Origin of the sequence: Streptomyces poriticola, assembly GCF_036689765.1 — a bacterium.
Taxonomy (GTDB): Bacteria; Actinomycetota; Actinomycetes; order Streptomycetales; family Streptomycetaceae; genus Streptomyces; species Streptomyces poriticola.
Genome location: NZ_JBAGKH010000001.1, coordinates 453,387 through 470,978 on the forward strand (window position 1 = coordinate 453,387; position 17,592 = coordinate 470,978).

Genomic DNA, 17,592 nt, shown 5'->3' on the forward strand with positions numbered 1-17,592 from the left:
GTGCCCCCTGCTGCCCGGTTCCCCGCAGTGAAAGGCACCGCCGATCATGAATGTCCGCCGCCGTAGTGCCGCGGCCCTGGCCGCCATAGCCGTGGTCGGCGCCGCCGCCGCGCCCGCGGTCGCCGCCGACCCGTCGCCCTCCGCCCCGGCATCGACGCCGAAGGGCCTGTACGGCACGGCCGACCCGACCTACGACGGCGTCTGGCGCCAGTCCCTGGCCCTGCTGGCCCAGGACACGGCCGGGGTGAAACCGGCCGGACAGGCCGTGCGGTGGCTGACCGGCCAGCAGTGCGCGAACGGCGCGTTCGCCTCCTTCCGCGCCGACCCGGCGGCGGACTGCGACGCCGAGGTCATGGTCGACACCAACAGCACGGCCGTCGCGGTCCAGGCACTCACCGCGCTCGGCGGGCACGAGGCCGTCACCGGCAAGGCCGTCGACTGGCTGAAGTCGGTGCAGAACGAGGACGGCGGCTGGAGCTACGCCCCCGGCAGCGCCAGCGAGCCCAACTCCACCTCCCTGGTCGTCGGCGCGCTCGCCGCCGTCGGTGAACAGCCGGAACAGGTCGTCAAGGACGGCAAGTCCCCGTACGACGCCCTGGCGGGGCTCGCTCTGCCCTGCGGCGGCGACACCCGCGGCGCGTTCGCCTTCCCGGACCAGGAGGGCAAGCTCAGCCCCAACACGGACGCCACCGCCGCCGGAGTCCTCGGCGTGCTCGGCAAGGGCCTGGTGACGTCCGCCGCCAAGACGGCGACGGAGGCCACCTGCACGGCCACGGACCAGCCGAGCCGGGAACAGGCCGCCGCGAACGGCGCCGCGTATCTCGCCCGTGCCGTCGCCGACAAGGGTCATCTGACCTCCGCGCTCGGCGGCTCCGCCGAACAGCCGGACTACGGCAACACCGCCGACGCGGTCGTCGCGCTCGCCGCGCAGGGCGGCACGGCGCAGGCTCAGAAGCCGCTGCGCTGGCTCCAGCAGAACGCCGGCGACTGGGCCGAGCAGTCCGGACCGGCCGCCTACGCCCAGCTGATCCTCGCCGCCCACGCCACGGGCAGCGACCCGCGCGACTTCGGCGGCGTCGACCTGGTGCAGCAGCTGAACGCGACCGGTCCGGCCCCGCAGGCGGCGGAGGACAGGGGCGAGCAGAAGAACGACGACACCGACAAGGCGGAGAAGGACGAGAAGGCGGGCGACGGCTCCGGCTTCGGCGTCTGGTGGTTCGTCGGCGTCTGCCTCGTCGCCGGTATCGGCATCGGCATCCTGATCAGCGGACGCAAGCGGAAGCAGCGGTCGTGATCCGCCGCGTCGCGCTCTCGGCCCTGGCCGCGCTCCTGCTGACCTGCAGTGTCATCGGGGGCGCCGGTCAGGCGCAGGCCGTCGGCTACCGCTACTGGTCCTTCTGGGAGCGCGACGGCGGCAGTTGGGTGTACGCCACGCAGGGCCCGTCCACGGCCCGCCCCTCCGACGGCGCCGTCCAGGGCTTCCGTTTCGCGGTGAGCGAGAACTCGCAGGACGCCGCCAAGCCGCGCGGCACCGCCGACTTCGCGACGATCTGCGCGCAGACGCCCGAGAAGGCGGGCACCAAGCGGGTGGCGCTGGTCCTCGACTTCGGTACGGCGTCCGACGCGCCGTCCGGCGAGACCCCGCCGGACGGCCGTACGGCGTGCGCGCGCATATCCCCCGAGGCGACGACGGCCGACGCCCTCGCCGCCGTCGCCGGCCCGCTCCGCTACAACGCCAGCGCGCTGCTGTGCGCCATCACGGGCTATCCGCAGAAGGGGTGCGGGGAGCAGGTGTCGCAGGAGCGGAAGCCGGAGACGAGCACCGCGACCCCGGGCGCGGCGGCGACGGCCGGCCGGGCCTCGGACGACGGCGGCCCGTCGGTGGGCCTGGTCGCCGGCATCGCCGCGGTGGCGGCCCTGGGCACGGCAGCGGCATGGCAGGCGCGGCGGCGCAGGAATGGATAGCGGCGCCCGGCAAGCGGACCGCCGCGCACCGGGCGGCACCTTGCCGGCGCCGGCAACCGCACCGAGCACCCGCCCGCACCCCAGCCGCGCATCGGCCCATCCCGGCGCCTGGTGGCTCTGGGCGCTCGGCCTGGGCGTCGCCGCCACCCGCACGACCAACCCGCTCCTCCTCGCCCTCCTCATCGCGGTCTCCGCCTACGTGGTGACGGCCCGCCGGCCGGACGCCCCCTGGGCCCGCTCCTACGGCGCCTTCGTGAAGCTGGCCCTGGCCGTCCTCGCCATCCGGCTCGTCTTCACGGTCCTCTTCGGCTCGGCCGTCCCCGGCACCCAGGTGATCGTCACCCTCCCCGAGATCCCGCTCCCGGACTGGGCGCAGGGCATCCGCCTCGGCGGCAAGGTCACCGCGGAGGGTCTCGCCTTCGCCCTCTACGAAGCCACAAGGCTGGCCGCCCTGCTGATCTGCGTAGGCGCCGCGAACGCCCTCGCCAACCCCTCCCGCCTGCTGAAGTCCCTCCCCGGTGCGCTCTACGAGGTCGGTGTCGCCGTCGTGGTCGCCCTCACCTTCGCCCCGAACCTGATCGCCGACGTCCATCGCCTGCGCTCCGCCCGCCGTCTGCGCGGCCGTCCGGACCGGGGGGTCCGGGGCGTGCTCCAGGTCGGGCTGCCGGTGCTGGAGGGCGCCCTGGAGCGCTCCGTCGCACTGGCCGCCGCGATGGACGCCCGCGGCTACGGCCGTACCGCGCAGGTCCCCGCCGCCGTACGCCGTACCACCGCCGCCCTCACCCTGACCGGCCTGCTCGGCGTCTGCGCCGGGACGTACGGCGTGCTGACCGCGGCCGGCGGCAGCTACGGACTCCCGGTCCTGCTCGCCGGACTCGCCGCCGCCCTCGCAGGACTGTGGCTGGGCGGCCGGCGCTCGCCGCGCACCCGCTACCGCCCGGACCGCTGGGACGTGCGCGCCTGGCTGGTCGCCGGGTCCGGCGCGGCGGTCGCGGCCCTGCTCGCCGTGGCGGCGGCCCGTGACCCGGCGGCGCTGAACCCGGGCACGGTCCCGCTGGTCGCCCCCACCCTCCCGCTGTGGCCGGCCGCGGCCGTCCTGCTCGGACTGCTGCCCGCCTTCGTCACCCCCGCCCCCGCAACCACTCTCGCTGTACAGCCCACCAAGGAGCCGTCGTGATCCGCTTCGAGAACGTCTCCGTGACGTACGACGGAGCGAGCGAACCCACCGTCCGCGGCGTCGACCTCACCGTCCCCGAGGGCGAACTCGTACTGCTCGTCGGTCCGTCGGGCGTCGGCAAGTCCACGCTGCTCGGTGCCGTCAGCGGCCTGGTCCCGCACTTCACCGGCGGCACCCTGCACGGCAGGGTCACCGTGGCCGGCCGTGACACCCGCACCCACAAGCCGCGCGACCTGGCCGACCTCGTCGGCACGGTGGGCCAGGATCCGCTCGCCCACTTCGTGACGGACACGGTGGAGGAGGAACTGGCCTACGGCATGGAGTCGCTGGGCCTGGCGCCGGAGGTGATGCGCCGCCGGGTGGAGGAGACCCTCGACCTCCTCGGACTGGCGGACCTGCGCGACCGCCCGATCGGCACGCTCTCCGGCGGCCAGCGCCAGCGGGTCGCGATCGGTTCGGTCCTCACCCCGCACCCCGAGGTGCTGGTCCTGGACGAGCCGACGTCCGCTCTGGACCCGGCCGCGGCGGAGGAGGTCCTGGCGGTCCTGCAGCGCCTGGTGCACGACCTCGGCACCACGGTCCTGCTGGCCGAGCACCGCCTGGAGCGCGTGATCCAGTACGCCGACCAGGTCGTCCTGCTGCCGGAGCCGGGTGCGGCGCCGGTGGTGGGCCCACCGGCCGAGGTGATGGCCGTCTCGCCGGTCTGCCCGCCGGTGGTGGACCTGGGCCTCCTGGCCGGCTGGTCCCCACTGCCGCTGACCATCCGCGACGCCCGCCGCCGGGCCGCCCCGCTGCGGGAACACCTGGCCACCCGGACCGACCGGGCCGGCAGGACCGACCGGGCCGGCAGGGCGGACACAGCAAGCGAGGCGGACCGAACGAGCCAGGCAGACCGGACGGACCAGGCGAGCCAGGCGGACCAGACGGGCCGGATGGACCAGACGGACCAGGCGAGCCAAGCAGACCAGACGGACCGAACGAGCCGGGCAGACCGGACGGACCAGACGAGCCAGATGAGCCAGCCGGACCAGGCGGACCAGCCGGGCCAGGCGAGCCGGGCGGACACGGCGGACCGCGCCGAAGGAGCGGCGGCCGGTGCGGACGTGCGGGTGCCGCGCGCCGGCTCCCCGGCCGATCGCCCGAAGCCCGCGCCCCCCGCCAGGGGGGACACCGTCCCCGCACGCCGCTCCTCCCTCCTCCGGGGATTCCGCGGAGGCCGGGGGAAGTCCCGGACCGACTCCGCCCCCACCCCCGCCGGCCCGGCCGCCGAGACCCGCTCCCTCTCGGTCCGCCGGGGGCGGATCGAGGCTCTGCACGACATCGGCCTGACCGTCTCCCCGGGCGAGACCGTCGCGCTCATGGGCCGCAACGGCGCGGGCAAGTCCACACTCCTGTCCACCCTCGTGGGCATGGTGGCGCCGTCCTCCGGCACCGTCCGCACCTCCGGCGCGGTCCCGCACCGCACCGCGCCCCGGGAGCTCGTCCGCCGGGTCGGACTGGTCCCGCAGGAGCCCCGCGATCTGCTGTACGCCGACACAGTCGCCGCCGAGTGCACGGCGGCCGACGCGGACGCGGACGCCGCCCCCGGCACCTGCCGGTCGCTGCTGTCGGAACTGCTCCCCGGTGTCGCCGACGACACCCACCCGCGCGATCTGTCGGAGGGCCAGCGGCTGACCCTGGCCCTGGCGGTGGTCCTGACGGCTCGCCCGCCGCTGCTCCTGCTGGACGAGCCGACGCGCGGCCTGGACTACGCGGCGAAGGCGCGGCTGGCCGGGATCCTGCGCGGACTGGCGGCCGAGGGCCATGCGATCGTGCTGGCCACGCACGACGTGGAGCTGGCCGTCGAGCTGGCCCACCGGGTCGTGCTGCTCGCCCAGGGCGAGGTGATCGCCGACGGCCCGACGGCGGACGTGGCGGTGGCGTCGCCGTCGTTCGCTCCGCAGGTCGCGAAGATCCTCGCCCCGCAGAAGTGGCTGACGGTGGCCGAGGTCCGGAAGGCGCTGTCATGACCCCCTTGTCGTCGACCCCACCGGCGTCCCCGTCGTCGCCCCCGCCGCGGTCCTTCTCGCCGCCCGCGCAGCAGCGGCAGGCCCGCGCGATCCGGCTGGGCCCCCGCTCCACAGCGGCCCTCGCACTGGTCAGTGCGGTGGGTGTGGCCGGTTTCGGCTGGCCGTTCCTGTCTCCGCCCGCCTCTCAGGTCAATGCGCACTCCCAGGACGCACCCTGGCTGTTCGCGGGGCTCCTCGTCCTGCTCGTGGCCGTGGTGGCGGCGACGGTCTCCGAGGCGGGACTCGGCCCGAAGGCCGTGGCCATGCTGGGCGTGCTCGCCGCGACCGGTGCGGCGCTGCGCCCGCTGGGTGCGGGGACGGCCGGCCTGGAACCCATGTTCTTCCTGATGGTCCTCAGCGGCAGGGTTCTCGGCCCCGGCTTCGGCTTCGTCCTCGGCTCGGTCACGATGTTCGCGTCCGCGCTGCTCACGGGCGGGGTGGGGCCGTGGATGCCGTTCCAGATGCTGGCGATGGGCTGGTTCACGACGGGCGCGGGTCTGCTGCCGTTCCCGGACCGGCTGCGGGGCCGTACGGAGCTGGTGATGCTGGCGGTGTACGGCTTCGCTGCGGCGTTCGCCTACGGCACGGTGATGAACATGCAGGGCTGGCCGTTCATGGACACCCTGGCCTCGAACATCGCCTTCGACCCGGACGCGCCGGCCGCCGCCAACCTGGCCCGGTTCCTCACCTACTGCCTGGCCACGTCCATGGGCTGGGACCTGGGCCGCGCCGTCGTCACGGTGGTGCTCACCCTGACCCTCGGTGCCCCGCTGCTGAGAGCCCTGCGCCGGGCCACCCGGCGGGCGGCTTTCGAGGCGCCGGTCACATTCGAGACCCCGGCCGAGGTGAAGCACCCCACGTGACCTGCTTCACCTACGACCCGGCATCGTAGGTCCCGGGTTGGGCCGCAGCCCGCCCCCTCACCCCTCTGACCTGCACATTGAGACGCGGGTCACACTCCAGACCAATCCCCCACATACGACCACCACTAGCAAAAGGGGTGATTGCGGACCCTGGTCCGGCCTGTTTCTCTGGACGTGTCGCCAGGCGCCAACGCCCCCACGGGCCGCGGCGCTCTTGCATGCCCCCGGCGTGCACGACACCCCCGTACCCGACGAAAGGCCTCGACCTTGACCGCCGCTTCCCTCCTCCGCCGTGTCGCCACCCCGAAGAAGGCCCTGGCCGGTGCCGCCCTCGCGGCCGCCACCTGCGGCACGCTGATCGCCGCCGCGCCCGCGCAGGCCGCGGCCCCCGCCTCCTCGGCCCAGGCGACCGCGAAGAAGATGATCGGCAACTCGGCCGAGTACACGTGCTTCGCCAAGATCGTCGACCACGAGAGCGACTGGAACGTCACCGCCACCAACCCCTCCAGCGGCGCCTACGGCCTGGTCCAGGCCCTGCCGGCCACCAAGATGGCCTCGGCCGGCTCCGACTGGAAGACCAACGCCGCCACCCAGATCGAGTGGGGCATGGACTACATGAAGGACCGCTACGGCAGCGCCTGCGACGCCTGGAGCTTCTGGCAGGCCAACGGCTGGTACTGACCGGCCCACAGCGGAACGGCAGAACCGAAGGCGGCGGCCCCCGATCCCCGGGGCCGCCGCCTTCACCGTGCCCTGCGCCCGTCCACCGGACCGTCGCCCCGGAGCGTCCACCGGGCCGTCGCTCCGGAGCCCGGCGCCGTCGCGCCTTCAGCGGGTGGAGCAGACCCGGGTGAACGACAGCCGGTCGTGCAGCGCACGGTGCGACGGCAGCAGGACCAGGAAGAGCCCTCCGAAGACGATCCACTCGGTCACCAGGAAGGTGAGCGGACGGTCGGTGCGACCCACCAGGGCGTACATCCAGCCGTACAGCAGGATCACTGCGGGTGCGCCGATCAGCACCGCCGCGCGGATCAGACCGCACAGGGCCCCGGGTTTGGAGCCGTCGAAGCGCACGACCCTCAGGCCGAACACGGCCTTGCCGATGGTCCGGCCGAACGCCGCGTGCGCCAGCCAGTCGTAGACCAGCCACACCAGCATGGCGAAGAGCACGAGTGCGACCAGGAAGGTCGACGCCGTCCTGGCCAGCAGGGCCACCGATTCCCGTGCACTGTCCTTGACCGCCTCGGCATCCAGGCCGGACGTCAGGACACGTCCGCCTCCCCTCCGGACCAGCCCGCGCAGCTGGAAACCCAGGACCGCCTTCATCAGCGGCACCGCCGCCCAGCCCAGAAGTGCCGTGGGCAGCATGACGAAGGCCCCGTCGATCATCCGGGCCCCCACCCGGCGCATGATGATTCCGATCATCGCCCCCCCTGATCCCCCCCGGGGCATGGCGCACCCCCGGGCATGGCGTCGCCCGCCGCGAGAAGTCACCCCCGCGGCCCGGACGCCCGTGTGCGGGACCAGTATTCACATCCCGGTGGTTTCCCACCCCCTCTTCGCAGGACTCACAGATGCCGCTCCGGGGCGCGGGGGGAACCAGGCGGAATCCGGCGGAGCTACAGCCGTTGCAGAATCGTTCCGGTAGCCAACCCTCCCCCGGCACACATGGTCACCAGTGCGAATTCCCCGTCCGTGCGCTCCAGTTCGTGCAGCGCGGTGGTGAGCAGCCGGGCGCCCGTCGCGCCCACCGGGTGGCCCAGCGCGATCGCGCCCCCGTTCACGTTGACCTTCTCCAGGTCCTGGCCGAAGACCCGCGCCCAGCTGAGCACCACCGACGCGAACGCCTCGTTGATCTCGACGAGGTCGATGTCCCCGAGGGTCATCCCGGCCTTGCCCAGCACGGCCCTGGTCGCGTCGATCGGGCCGTCGAGGTGGAAGTGCGGGTCGGCGCCGACCAGCGCCTGGGCCACGATCCGGGCCCTGGGGCGCAGTTTCAGGGCGCGGGCCATCCGCTTCGAGGCCCACATCAGGGCCGCGGCACCGTCGCTGATCTGGGAGGAGTTGCCTGCCGTGTGCACGGCCGTCGGCATGATGGCCTTCAGGCCGGCCAGCGCCTCCATGGAGGTGTCGCGCAGCCCCTCGTCGCGGTCGACGAGCCGCCACATGCCCTGCCCTGCCGCCTGTTCCTCCTCCGTGGTGGGGACCTGCACGGAGAACGTCTCACGCTTGAAGCGCTCCTCCGCCCATGCCCGCGCGGCCCGTTCCTGGGAGCGCAGCCCGAGCGTGTCGACGTCCTCGCGGGTCAGACCCCGGTGCCGGGCGATCCGTTCCGCCGCCTCGAACTGGTTCGGCAGGTCCACGTTCCACTCGTCCGGGAAGGGCCGGCCGGGTCCGTGCCTGGAGCCCGACCCGAGCGGCACCCGCGACATGGCCTCCACACCGCAGCTGATCCCCACGTCGATCACGCCGGCCGCGACCATGTTGGCGACCATGTGCGCGGCTTGCTGGGAGGACCCGCACTGGCAGTCGACGGTCGTCGCCGCGGTCTCGTACGGCAGGCCCACGGTGAGCCAGGCGGTGCGCGCGGGGTTCATGGACTGCTCGCCGGCGTGCGTGACGGTCCCGCCGGCGATCTGCTCGACGCAGTCGGCGGGGATGCCGGTGCGGCCCAGGAGTTCGCGGTAGGTCTCGCCGAGGAGGTAGGCGGGGTGGAGATTGGCGAGCGCGCCGCCGCGCTTGCCGATGGGAGTGCGTACGGCTTCCACGATCACGGGTTCGGCGGCCATGGGGGTGGGTCCTCTCCGGAGATCTGGGGATCTGGGGGACGAGGGACGGACGAGGGGATGCGGGACAGGGAACGGGGGATGGGTGACGGAGGGAAGCGGACCTGAGGGACGCGGGGCCACTCAGAACTAGTACGTGTTCTAGTTACCAGCCAGTCTGCTGACGCCGCCCCCGCCACCGCAAGGGTCGTGCACGCAATTCGACGACGTCCCGCCTCTTGCTACTTCTGGAACCCGTTACTACCTTCACCCCGACCCATACCTGATGAACCGTCAGATGGAATGGCGGGAGGCGTCCCCATGCCCTGCCCAGCGCTGCCCGACGGATTCGACTTCACCGACCCCGACCTGCTTCACCACCGCGTTCCCCTGCCGGAGTTCGCCGAGCTGCGCCGCGCGGAGCCGGTGCGCTGGATCCCCCAGACCGCCGGGGCCGCCGGCTTCGCGGACGAGGGCTACTGGGCGGTGACGCGACACGCGGACGTCAAGTACGTCTCGACGCACCCGGAGTTGTTCTCCTCGTCCCTCAACACGGCCATCATCCGCTTCAACGAGCACATCGGCCGCGACGCCATCGACGCGCAGCGGCTCATCATGCTCAACATGGACCCGCCGGAGCACACCCGCGTCCGGCAGATCGTGCAGCGCGGGTTCACGCCCCGGGCGATCCGCGCGCTGGAGGACCGGCTGCGCACCCGCGCGGAGGCCATCGTCACCGCGGCCGGGGCACACCCCGGCCCCTTCGACTTCGTCACCCGGGTCGCCTGCGAACTCCCCCTCCAGGCCATCGCCGAGCTGATCGGCGTCCCCCAGGAGGACCGGGCCAGGATCTTCGACTGGTCCAACAAGATGATCGCCTACGACGACCCGGAGTACGCCATCACCGAGGAGGTCGGCGCCGAGGCGGCCACCGAGATCCTCTCGTACGCCATGACGATGGCCGCCGCGCGCAAGGAGTGCCCCGCCCGCGACATCGTCACCCAGCTGGTGGCGGCGGAGGACGAGGGCAACCTGGGCTCCGACGAGTTCGGCTTCTTCGTGCTGCTGCTCGCCGTCGCCGGCAACGAGACCACCCGCAACGCCATCACCCACGGCATGCACGCCTTCCTCACCCACCCCGAGCAGTGGGAGCGCTACAAGCGGGACCGCCCCGCCACGGCCGCCGAGGAGATCGTGCGCTGGGCCACCCCCGTCTCCGCCTTCCAGCGCACCGCCACCCAGGACACCGAGCTGGGCGGCAGGCACATCGCCGAGGGCGACCGGATCGGCCTCTTCTACGCCTCCGCCAACCACGACCCCGAGGTCTTCGACGACCCCGGCACCTTCGACATCACCCGGGACCCCAACCCCCACCTGGGCTTCGGCGGCGGAGGCCCGCACTACTGCCTCGGCAAGTCCCTCGCCGTCCTGGAGATCGACCTCATCTTCAACGCGGTCGCCGACACCATGCCCGCCCTGCGCCTGACCGCCGAGCCCCGCCGGCTCCGCTCCGCGTGGATCAACGGTGTGAAGGAGCTCCGGGTGAGCGCCGGCTGAGCCCGGTCCGGTCCCGGTTCCGGCAGCGTGCCGCCCTCGAGCGGCCGGCCCGGCGGGTCGGCCGGCACCATGCCCCCTCCTCGGCCGGAACGCTCCGCGGCACCCGTCGGCGGCAAGGCCGGGGGAGGTACCGTCCCGGCTTCGCCGACCGCAGGTTGTGTCCCTCGGTGCCCCACCGTTCCTCGAGCAGGGCACGGACGAGGCGCACGAGCTGCCGCAGCCGCTCGGGTTCCCGGTGCCCGCGACTCGCCGTGCCCGGGGCGCGCGGGTTCCGGATCAGCTCCCCGCCCGGTCCTTCACCGGGGCGGGCGGGGGACCGCCTCGTCCGGCTCCCGTCAGGCCGCCGCCTCCGGGGGCGGCTTCGGCCGCAGGCGGAGCCGCCCCCGGAGCCGGAACTGCCCCGGCCGCCGCCTTCACCGTGCGTGCCCGCGGCCCCTGGAAGAGGTACGTCAGGCCGAAGCCCGCGGCCACCACCAGGGCGCCGCCCACCGCGTCCAGGATCCAGTGGTTGCCGGTGGCGACGATCGCCGACGCGGTGAACAGGGGGTGCAGCAGGCCGAGGGCCTTCATCCACGGCCTCGGGGCGATGATCGCGATCACCAGGCCGCACCACAGCGACCAGCCGAAGTGCAGCGAGGGCATGGCCGCGTACTGGTTGGTCAGCGCGGTGAGCGTGCCGTAGTCGGGCTTGGAGAAGTCCTGTACGCCGTGGACGGTGTCGATGATGCCGAGCGTCGGCATCAGCCGCGGCGGGGCCAGTGGGTAGAGCCAGAAGCCGACCAGGGCGAGCAGGGTGGTGAAGCCCAGGGCGGAGCGGGCCCAGCGGTAGTCGACCGGGCGGCGCCAGTACAGGACGCCGAGGACCGCCAGCGGGACGACGAAGTGGAACGACGTGTAGTAGAAGTCGAAGAAGCCCCGCAGCCAGTCGATCTTGACGACGGCGTGGTTGACGGCGTGCTCGATGTCGAGGCCGAGGGCGCGTTCGAGGTCGAGGATCTGCCAGCCGTGCTCCTCGGCGCGGGCCCGTCCGGCCGAGTTGCTGCCACCGGTGGCCGCGAGGCGGACCTTGGAGTACGCGGCGTAGGTGACCCGGATGAGGAGCAGCTCCAGGAGGAGGTTGGGGCGGGTCAGCACCCGGCGCAGGAAGGGCAGCAGCGGGATGTGCCGGAAGCGGGTGGGGACGGCGGGGGCGTACTCCGTCGGGACCGGCGCCCGGAAGTACGGCGAGGTGCGGGACAGGAACGGCACGGCGGTGGCGGCGGCGACGGCGGCCAGGAGGATCAGGTTGTCACGCAGCGGGTACAGGGCCGCCATGTTCGGCAGCATCATCTTGGCGGGCAGCGTCATGACCAGGACGACGGCCACCGGCCACACGTACCGGTCGGAGGCGCGTCTGCCGACCCGGCCGGTGACCGCCAGGAGCACCCACAGGAGCTGGTGCTGCCAGGCGGTGGGCGAGACCGCGACCGCCACGCAGCCGGTGACCGCCACCGCGAGCAGCAGCTGGCCGTCGCGGGCGTAGCGCACGGCGCGGCGCAGGCCGAGCACGGCGACGGCGGCGCCGAGGGCGAGGAAGAGCGCGATCTCCAGCGGACCGGAGAGGCCGAGCCGGAGCAGGGCGCCGTGCAGCGACTGGTTGGCGAGGTCGTCGGCGGCGCCGCCGAGACCGACGCCCGCCATGTGGTGCACCCAGTACGTGTACGAGTCCTGGGCCATCGCCGCCCAGGCCAGCGCGGTGCACGCGGCGAACGTCGCCCCGGTGGTCAGCGCCGCCCGTCTGCGGTCGGTGAACCACAGGAGAGGGACGAAGAGCAGCACCGTCGGCTGGAGGGCGGCGGCCACGCCGATGAGCACGCCGCCGGCGTGCCGGCCGCGCACGGCGAAGCAGCCCAGCAGGACCAGCAGCACCGGGATGATGCTGGTCTGGCCGAGCCACAGGGTGTTGCGCACCGGCAGCGACAGCATCAGCAGGGTCACCGCGACCGGGGCGGCCAGCAGCGCGGTACGGCGCCCCACCGGCCGCGGCAGGGCGCGGGCGGCGGCCAGGCCGAGGGCGGCGACCAGCAGCAGGGTGCCGAAGGTCCATCCCCAGCCGAGGGCCTGTTCGGCCGCCCTGGTGAACGGTTTGAGCACCAGTCCGGCGAACGGGGTGCCGGTGAACTGCGTGGAGTCGTACAGCGACCCCTCGACGTGCAGGACCCCGCCGGGGCCCACCCAGGTCTCCAGATCCGTCAGCCGCTCGCCGCGCGGCGTGCTGAGGACCACCGCCAGCTGCCGTACGGCGAGGACCGCGGCGACCAGCCACAGGACCAGCCGCGCCGCGCGCAGCCGGTCCAGGGTCGCATCCACTGCGGTGGCGCCGACGGACGTGCCCCCGAAGGCCTCCGCCGGTCGCCCACTGTGCTCCGCATTCGCCACGCCGCGTCGGCCTCCCGCCCCGTTCGTCCCACGCGTGCCGTGCGCGGGTTGTCCCTGCGAACCCTAATGAGGCTCGCTCCACCCCCGAAGAGAGACGCAGGCAACCCCCGATTCACCTGTCGGCCGCTCTTCTTTTGTCCGGATGACGATAGTGCGGTATCGGTTCGGTCGCCTCTCACGGGAGCGACCAGGATCACAGCCGGCCGGATCACGGTTCACGTGCGGGTCGGCCGGGGTGTCGCACGCCGCGCGGAGCGGGACACTCTGGATCGGCCGGACGGTCTGCGAGAGTCGTGCACCGGAGAGAACCGGAACCAAGTACCGGAACGAAGCAGAAGACAACCCACGAAGCCCGGCACACGAAAGGCAGGCGCATGAGCGAGTCGAAGGTCTGGGACGACGTCGACGAGTACTTCATCTCCCACCTCGCCCCGGACGACGACGCCCTCCAGGCGGCCCTCCGAGACAGTGCCGCCGCCGAGCTGCCCCAGGTGAACGTCACGGCCGCGCAGGGCAAGTTCCTGCAGCTCCTCGCCCAGGTGCAGGGCGCCCGCACCATCCTGGAGATCGGCACCCTCGCCGGATACAGCACCATCTGGATGGCCCGCGCCCTCCCCTCCGACGGGCGGCTGATCTCGCTGGAGTACGACCCCCGGCACGCCGAGGTCGCCGTCCGCAACATCGCGCGCGCCGGGCTGGACCGGGTCGTCGAGGTCCGGGTCGGCGCCGCCCTGGACACCCTGCCGCAGCTCGCCGACGACAACCCGCCGCCCTTCGACCTGGTCTTCATCGACGCCGACAAGGCCAACAACCCGCACTACCTGGAGTGGGCGCTGAGGCTCACCAGCACCGGCAGCCTGATCGTCGTGGACAACGTGGTCCGCGGCGGCCGGGTGGCCGACGCCGGCAGCACCGCCGACGACATCCGCGGCACCCGCGCCGCGATCGAGATGATCGGCAGCCATCCGCGGCTCAGCGGCACCGCGATCCAGACGGTCGGCAGCAAGGGGTACGACGGGTTCGCCCTGGCCCGGGTGCTCGCCTGAGCGGGCTCACGGGTCCGGGCTCACGGGTCCGGGCTCACGGGTCCGGGGCCCAGAGGTCCGGGCCCAGAGGTCCGGGATCACACCTCGTGGTAGAAGCCCACGTTCACGCTGCGCGGGCCGGTCCGGTCCCGGACCACCACCTCGCCGCTGCCTCCCCTGGGCAGCGGCACGGTGCCGCCGTAGAGCAGCGGCTGCGCGTACTCACCGGAGACCAGCCGGACCTCGGAGGACGGATCCGGCTGTGATCCGCGCAGCCAGGTCAGCTGCCAGGTGCCCTCGGGGCCGCACCGGAACTCCAGATGCACCCGGGAGACGAACAGCCAGTCGTCCGGTGTCACCAGCCGGCACACGGACCGGTCCCGGCCCACCCGCAGCACGGCGCCCTGCTCGCTCGGGGCGTCGGCCATCTGCATCCCGGCCGTGGCGCCCGCGTCCGTCCCCGAGACGGTGGCCATGGTGAGTTCGAGCACGTGCCGCTCCTCCTGAGACCGCCCAGTGCGGTGGCCGGATCGGCCTGCCGCCGCCGCATGATAGATCGGCCGACGGCATGCTGTCCGGCACAATGGACGGCATGACCGAGCGAAAGCCTCCCGGCGTCGACTTCGAGTCCTGGGTCGACAAACAGATCCGAGAAGCGGAGTCACGCGGCGAGTTCGACGGGCTCGCCGGCGCGGGCAAACCGCTGCCGAGCGACGTGGACGCCACCTACGACGAACTGTGGTGGATCAAACGGAAGATGGCCCGCGAGGGAGTCTCGGTCCTGCCGCCGGCGCTGGCGCTGCGCAAGGAGGCCGAGGACGCGCTGGCCGCGGCGGCCGACGCACCGTCCGAGCGGATCGTGCGCAAGACCGTCGAGGAGCTGAACGCCAAGATCCGCGACATGCTCCTCAAGCCCCCGCCCGGCCCTCCGCTGGGCCTGCAGCCCTACGACGTCGAAGAGGTCGTGGACCGGTGGCGGGAACGCCGGTCGGAGCGGTAGAGCCGGTCCGGCCCCAGGAATCCGGTTGCGTCACCCCGGGGTCCGGTACCGACAATCTCCGCCATGGCCTGGACCGTCGCCCCGGAACCCCACGACTCCCCCGTCGCCGCCGCGCTCTGGCGGGCGTACTACACCGAGGTCAGCGACCGCTGGTACCTGCGGCACGAGGGGCGGCGCACCGACCCGCGCGAGCTGGAGCGGGAGATCGCCGCCGGGGCGGCCGACACCGGCCTCGCACCGCCCCGGGGCCTGCTGCTGGTCGCCCGGTACGGCAGTGCGCCGGCCGGCACGGCGGGCCTACGGCTGCTGGACGCCGCGACGGCGGAGCTGACCCGGGTGTTCGTGACCGCGGCGCTGCGCGGGCGGGCCGGGGCCGAGCTGCTGGTCGGGGCGGCCGAGGAGGAGGCGGCCGGGCTCGGTGCCCGGCGGATGGTGCTGGACACCCGGTCCGACCTCACCGAGGCACGCGCCCTGTACGCCCGGCTCGGCTATGCGGAGACCGCCCCGCACAACAGCGGCCCGTACGCCGAGCACTGGTTCGCCAAGCCGATCGGTGGCGTCCCGGAGCGCGGCTGACGCGCACGGACGGATCACGCGCGGCGGCGGTCACCCGCACCGGTGCTCAGCTGAACCCCGAGACCGGACGGTCCAGGTGTCTGCGCTCGTCCAGCGGACGCTCCCGCTCCGCGCCGCACAGCTCGTCGTTCAGCTCCCTGACCAGCTGCGACAGGTCGGTCGGCCGGTCCGGTCCCCACCAGTCGCCGAGCAGTTCGGCCAGGGAGTCCTCCCGGGCCCGGGCCAGCCGCCGGGCGGCCTCGTGACCCTGGTCCGTCAGGACCAGGGCCAGGCCCTCGCGCACGGCCAGCCGGCGCACCTCGACCTGGCGGGTGGCCTCCAGCACGGTGTGCAGCGGCACTGGACCGCGCTCGGCCAGCAGCGCCGGCTCCACCCTGCCGTATCTGCGGATCCGCAGCAGCAGCCAGCTCGCCGCGGGCATCAGGTCGTACCCGGCCTCTTCGGTGATCCTCCGGTAGATCTCGCGGCGCCCCTCGCGGGTGCCGAGCACGGACAGCGCACGGGCCGCCTCGTCGTACGAGGAGCGCTCCACCGGGTTGCTGGCGAAGGTCTCGGCGCCGTCGGGCGCCGTGACCGAGGCGCGCAGCGGGTCCTCCTTCAGGAACCAGGCCAGGACGAAGCCGAGCAGCGCGACGGGGGCGGCGTACAGGAACACGTCGGTGATGGCGGTGGAGTAGGCGTGCACCGCGTCCGTGCGCACCTCGGGCGGCAGGGCGGCGATGCCGCGCGGGTCGGCCTCCAGGGCGTCCGCGGAGACCCCGGGCGGCAGCGGGGTGCCGGCGAGCGCGTCGGTCAGCAGGTCGCCGAGGCGGTTCGCGAAGACCGTGCCGAAGACGGCGACGCCGAACGAGGCGCCGATGGAGCGGAAGAAGGTGGCGCCGGAGGTGGCGACGCCCAGGTCCTCGTAGGAGACCGCGTTCTGCACGATGAGGACGAGGACCTGCATGACCAGGCCGAGCCCCAGCCCGAAGACGAGGAAGAAGGTGCTCAGCTCTATGTCGGAGCTGTTCTCGTCGAGCTCGTGGAGCAGCAGCAGACCGAGGGCGGTGACGCCGGTCCCGGCGATCGGGAACACCTTCCAGCGGCCGGTGCGGCTGACGATCTGGCCGGAGACGGTGGACGCCAGCAGCAGACCGAACACCATCGGCAGCATGTGCACCCCGGACATGGTCGGCGTCACGCCCTGCACCACCTGGAGGAAGGTCGGCAGATAGGTCATCGCGCCGAACATGGCGAAGCCGACGATGAAGCTGATGACGGCGGAGAGGGTGAAGGTGCGCAGCCGGAACAGCTTCAGCGGGAGGACCGGTTCGGCGGCCCGGCGCTCCACGGCCACGAACGCGAGCGCCAGCAGCACGCCGAGCACCGCCAGGCCGACGACCTGCGGCGAGGCCCACTCCCAGGTGGTGCCGCCGAGGGAGGTGACCAGGACCAGGCAGGTGGCGACCGAGGCGATGAGGAACGTGCCCAGGTAGTCGATGACGTGGCGGGTGGTGCGGCGCGGGATGTGCAGCACGGCGGCGATCACGGCGAGCGCGACGGCGCCGAGCGGCAGGTTGACGTAGAAGACCCAGCGCCAGCTCAGATGCTCGGTGAACAGGCCGCCGAGCAGCGGCCCGAGCACGCTGGTCGCACCGAACACGGCACCGAACAGGCCCTGGTACCGGCCGCGTTCCCGTGGGGAGACCAGGTCGCCGACGATCGCCATGGACAGCACCATCAGCCCGCCGCCGCCCAGGCCCTGCAGCGCCCGGAAGGCGATCAGCTCGTACATGCTCTGCGCCGTCCCGCACAGCGCGGAGCCGGCCAGGAAGATCAGGATCGCGGCCTGGAACAGCCGCTTGCGCCCGTACTGGTCGCCGAGCTTGCCCCACAGCGGGGTCGCGGCGGTCGCGGCCAGCAGATAGGCGGTGACCACCCAGGACAGATGGTCCATGCCGCCGAGGTCGCTGACGATGGTGGGCAGCGCGGTCGCGACGATGGTCTGGTCGAGGGCGGCGAGCAGCATGCCGAGCAGCAGCGCGCCGATCGAGACCAGGACGTTCCCGGGGACATGCTCCCCGGCGGCGCCCTCAGCGGTCCCGGCCCGTGCCACGGCCGCCGTCTCCCCGGTCTCCTCGGCCGTGCCCCCGGCCCCGCCCTCCTCTGCCCCGCCCTCCTCTGCCCTGCCTTCCTCGGCCATGCAGACCTCCCGGGGC

General features: G+C 73.3%; 15 protein-coding genes. 10 read left to right on the forward strand and 5 right to left on the reverse strand.

All coding sequences use genetic code 11. The features are described 5' to 3' along the window. The first annotated feature begins 46 nt into the window (after positions 1-46). The 6 genes from V5O46_RS01975 (at position 47) to V5O46_RS02000 (ending at position 6,734) form a co-directional block, all read left to right on the forward strand. On the forward strand, positions 47-1,294 hold the full coding sequence (locus V5O46_RS01975) for a prenyltransferase/squalene oxidase repeat-containing protein (RefSeq protein WP_332882591.1): 1,248 nt from the start codon (positions 47-49) through the stop codon (positions 1,292-1,294). Further along, the gene (locus V5O46_RS01980; protein WP_332882592.1) at positions 1,291-1,965 is read left to right on the forward strand and encodes an SCO2322 family protein; all 675 of its coding nucleotides are present in this window, start codon (positions 1,291-1,293) and stop codon (positions 1,963-1,965) included. Before V5O46_RS01975 ends, V5O46_RS01980 begins: the two co-directional genes overlap by 4 nt. Further along, a complete protein-coding gene (locus V5O46_RS01985; RefSeq protein WP_332882593.1) occupies positions 1,958-3,142 on the forward strand; it encodes an energy-coupling factor transporter transmembrane component T in 1,185 nt (394 codons plus the stop codon). Before V5O46_RS01980 ends, V5O46_RS01985 begins: the two co-directional genes overlap by 8 nt. Continuing rightward, positions 3,139-5,151, forward strand: coding sequence for an ABC transporter ATP-binding protein (locus V5O46_RS01990; RefSeq protein WP_332882594.1), 2,013 nt, complete (start codon positions 3,139-3,141; stop codon positions 5,149-5,151). The genes V5O46_RS01985 and V5O46_RS01990 overlap by 4 nt, the downstream gene beginning before the upstream one ends. Further along, the gene (locus V5O46_RS01995; RefSeq protein WP_332882595.1) at positions 5,148-6,053 is read left to right on the forward strand and encodes an ECF transporter S component; all 906 of its coding nucleotides are present in this window, start codon (positions 5,148-5,150) and stop codon (positions 6,051-6,053) included. Before V5O46_RS01990 ends, V5O46_RS01995 begins: the two co-directional genes overlap by 4 nt. A 267-nt stretch (positions 6,054-6,320) precedes the next feature. Further along, positions 6,321-6,734: an aggregation-promoting factor C-terminal-like domain-containing protein gene (locus tag V5O46_RS02000; protein WP_332882596.1), complete on the forward strand. Its 414-nt coding sequence runs from the start codon at positions 6,321-6,323 to the stop codon at positions 6,732-6,734. Positions 6,735-6,881: 147 nt separating this feature from the next. Here the strand turns inward: V5O46_RS02000 and V5O46_RS02005 are convergent, their stop codons facing one another. Both V5O46_RS02005 and V5O46_RS02010 read right to left on the reverse strand, forming a co-directional pair. Next, positions 6,882-7,478, reverse strand: coding sequence for an RDD family protein (locus V5O46_RS02005; RefSeq protein WP_332882597.1), 597 nt, complete (start codon positions 7,476-7,478; stop codon positions 6,882-6,884). Between the two features lie 194 nt (positions 7,479-7,672). Then, positions 7,673-8,842 (reverse strand): steroid 3-ketoacyl-CoA thiolase, encoded by a 1,170-nt coding sequence (locus V5O46_RS02010; protein ID WP_332882598.1) that lies wholly within the window; start codon positions 8,840-8,842, stop codon positions 7,673-7,675. 297 nt (positions 8,843-9,139) lie between these two features. Here V5O46_RS02010 and V5O46_RS02015 point away from each other — a divergent pair, with 297 nt between their 5' ends. After that, positions 9,140-10,375 (forward strand): cytochrome P450, encoded by a 1,236-nt coding sequence (locus V5O46_RS02015; RefSeq protein ID WP_332882599.1) that lies wholly within the window; start codon positions 9,140-9,142, stop codon positions 10,373-10,375. 276 nt (positions 10,376-10,651) lie between these two features. Here the strand turns inward: V5O46_RS02015 and V5O46_RS02020 are convergent, their stop codons facing one another. Next, positions 10,652-12,793 (reverse strand): bifunctional glycosyltransferase 87/phosphatase PAP2 family protein, encoded by a 2,142-nt coding sequence (locus V5O46_RS02020; protein WP_332882600.1) that lies wholly within the window; start codon positions 12,791-12,793, stop codon positions 10,652-10,654. Positions 12,794-13,167: 374 nt separating this feature from the next. On the opposite strand from V5O46_RS02020, the gene V5O46_RS02025 reads away from it, so the two are divergent. Further along, positions 13,168-13,839, forward strand: coding sequence for an O-methyltransferase (locus V5O46_RS02025; RefSeq protein WP_332882601.1), 672 nt, complete (start codon positions 13,168-13,170; stop codon positions 13,837-13,839). Between the two features lie 77 nt (positions 13,840-13,916). Here V5O46_RS02025 and V5O46_RS02030 read toward each other — a convergent pair whose 3' ends face one another. After that, positions 13,917-14,309, reverse strand: coding sequence for an FHA domain-containing protein (locus tag V5O46_RS02030; protein ID WP_332882602.1), 393 nt, complete (start codon positions 14,307-14,309; stop codon positions 13,917-13,919). Between the two features lie 101 nt (positions 14,310-14,410). On the opposite strand from V5O46_RS02030, the gene V5O46_RS02035 reads away from it, so the two are divergent. Continuing rightward, positions 14,411-14,818 carry a DnaJ family domain-containing protein gene (locus tag V5O46_RS02035; RefSeq protein ID WP_332882603.1) on the forward strand — a complete coding sequence of 136 codons (408 nt, stop codon included), beginning with the start codon at positions 14,411-14,413 and terminating at the stop codon, positions 14,816-14,818. A 63-nt stretch (positions 14,819-14,881) separates the two neighbouring features. Continuing rightward, positions 14,882-15,394 (forward strand): GNAT family N-acetyltransferase, encoded by a 513-nt coding sequence (locus tag V5O46_RS02040; RefSeq protein ID WP_332882604.1) that lies wholly within the window; start codon positions 14,882-14,884, stop codon positions 15,392-15,394. Positions 15,395-15,440: 46 nt separating this feature from the next. Here V5O46_RS02040 and V5O46_RS02045 read toward each other — a convergent pair whose 3' ends face one another. Beyond that, positions 15,441-17,576, reverse strand: a complete 2,136-nt coding sequence (locus V5O46_RS02045; protein ID WP_332882605.1) for an MDR family MFS transporter — start codon at positions 17,574-17,576, stop codon at positions 15,441-15,443. Between the last annotated feature and the right edge of the window lie 16 nt (positions 17,577-17,592).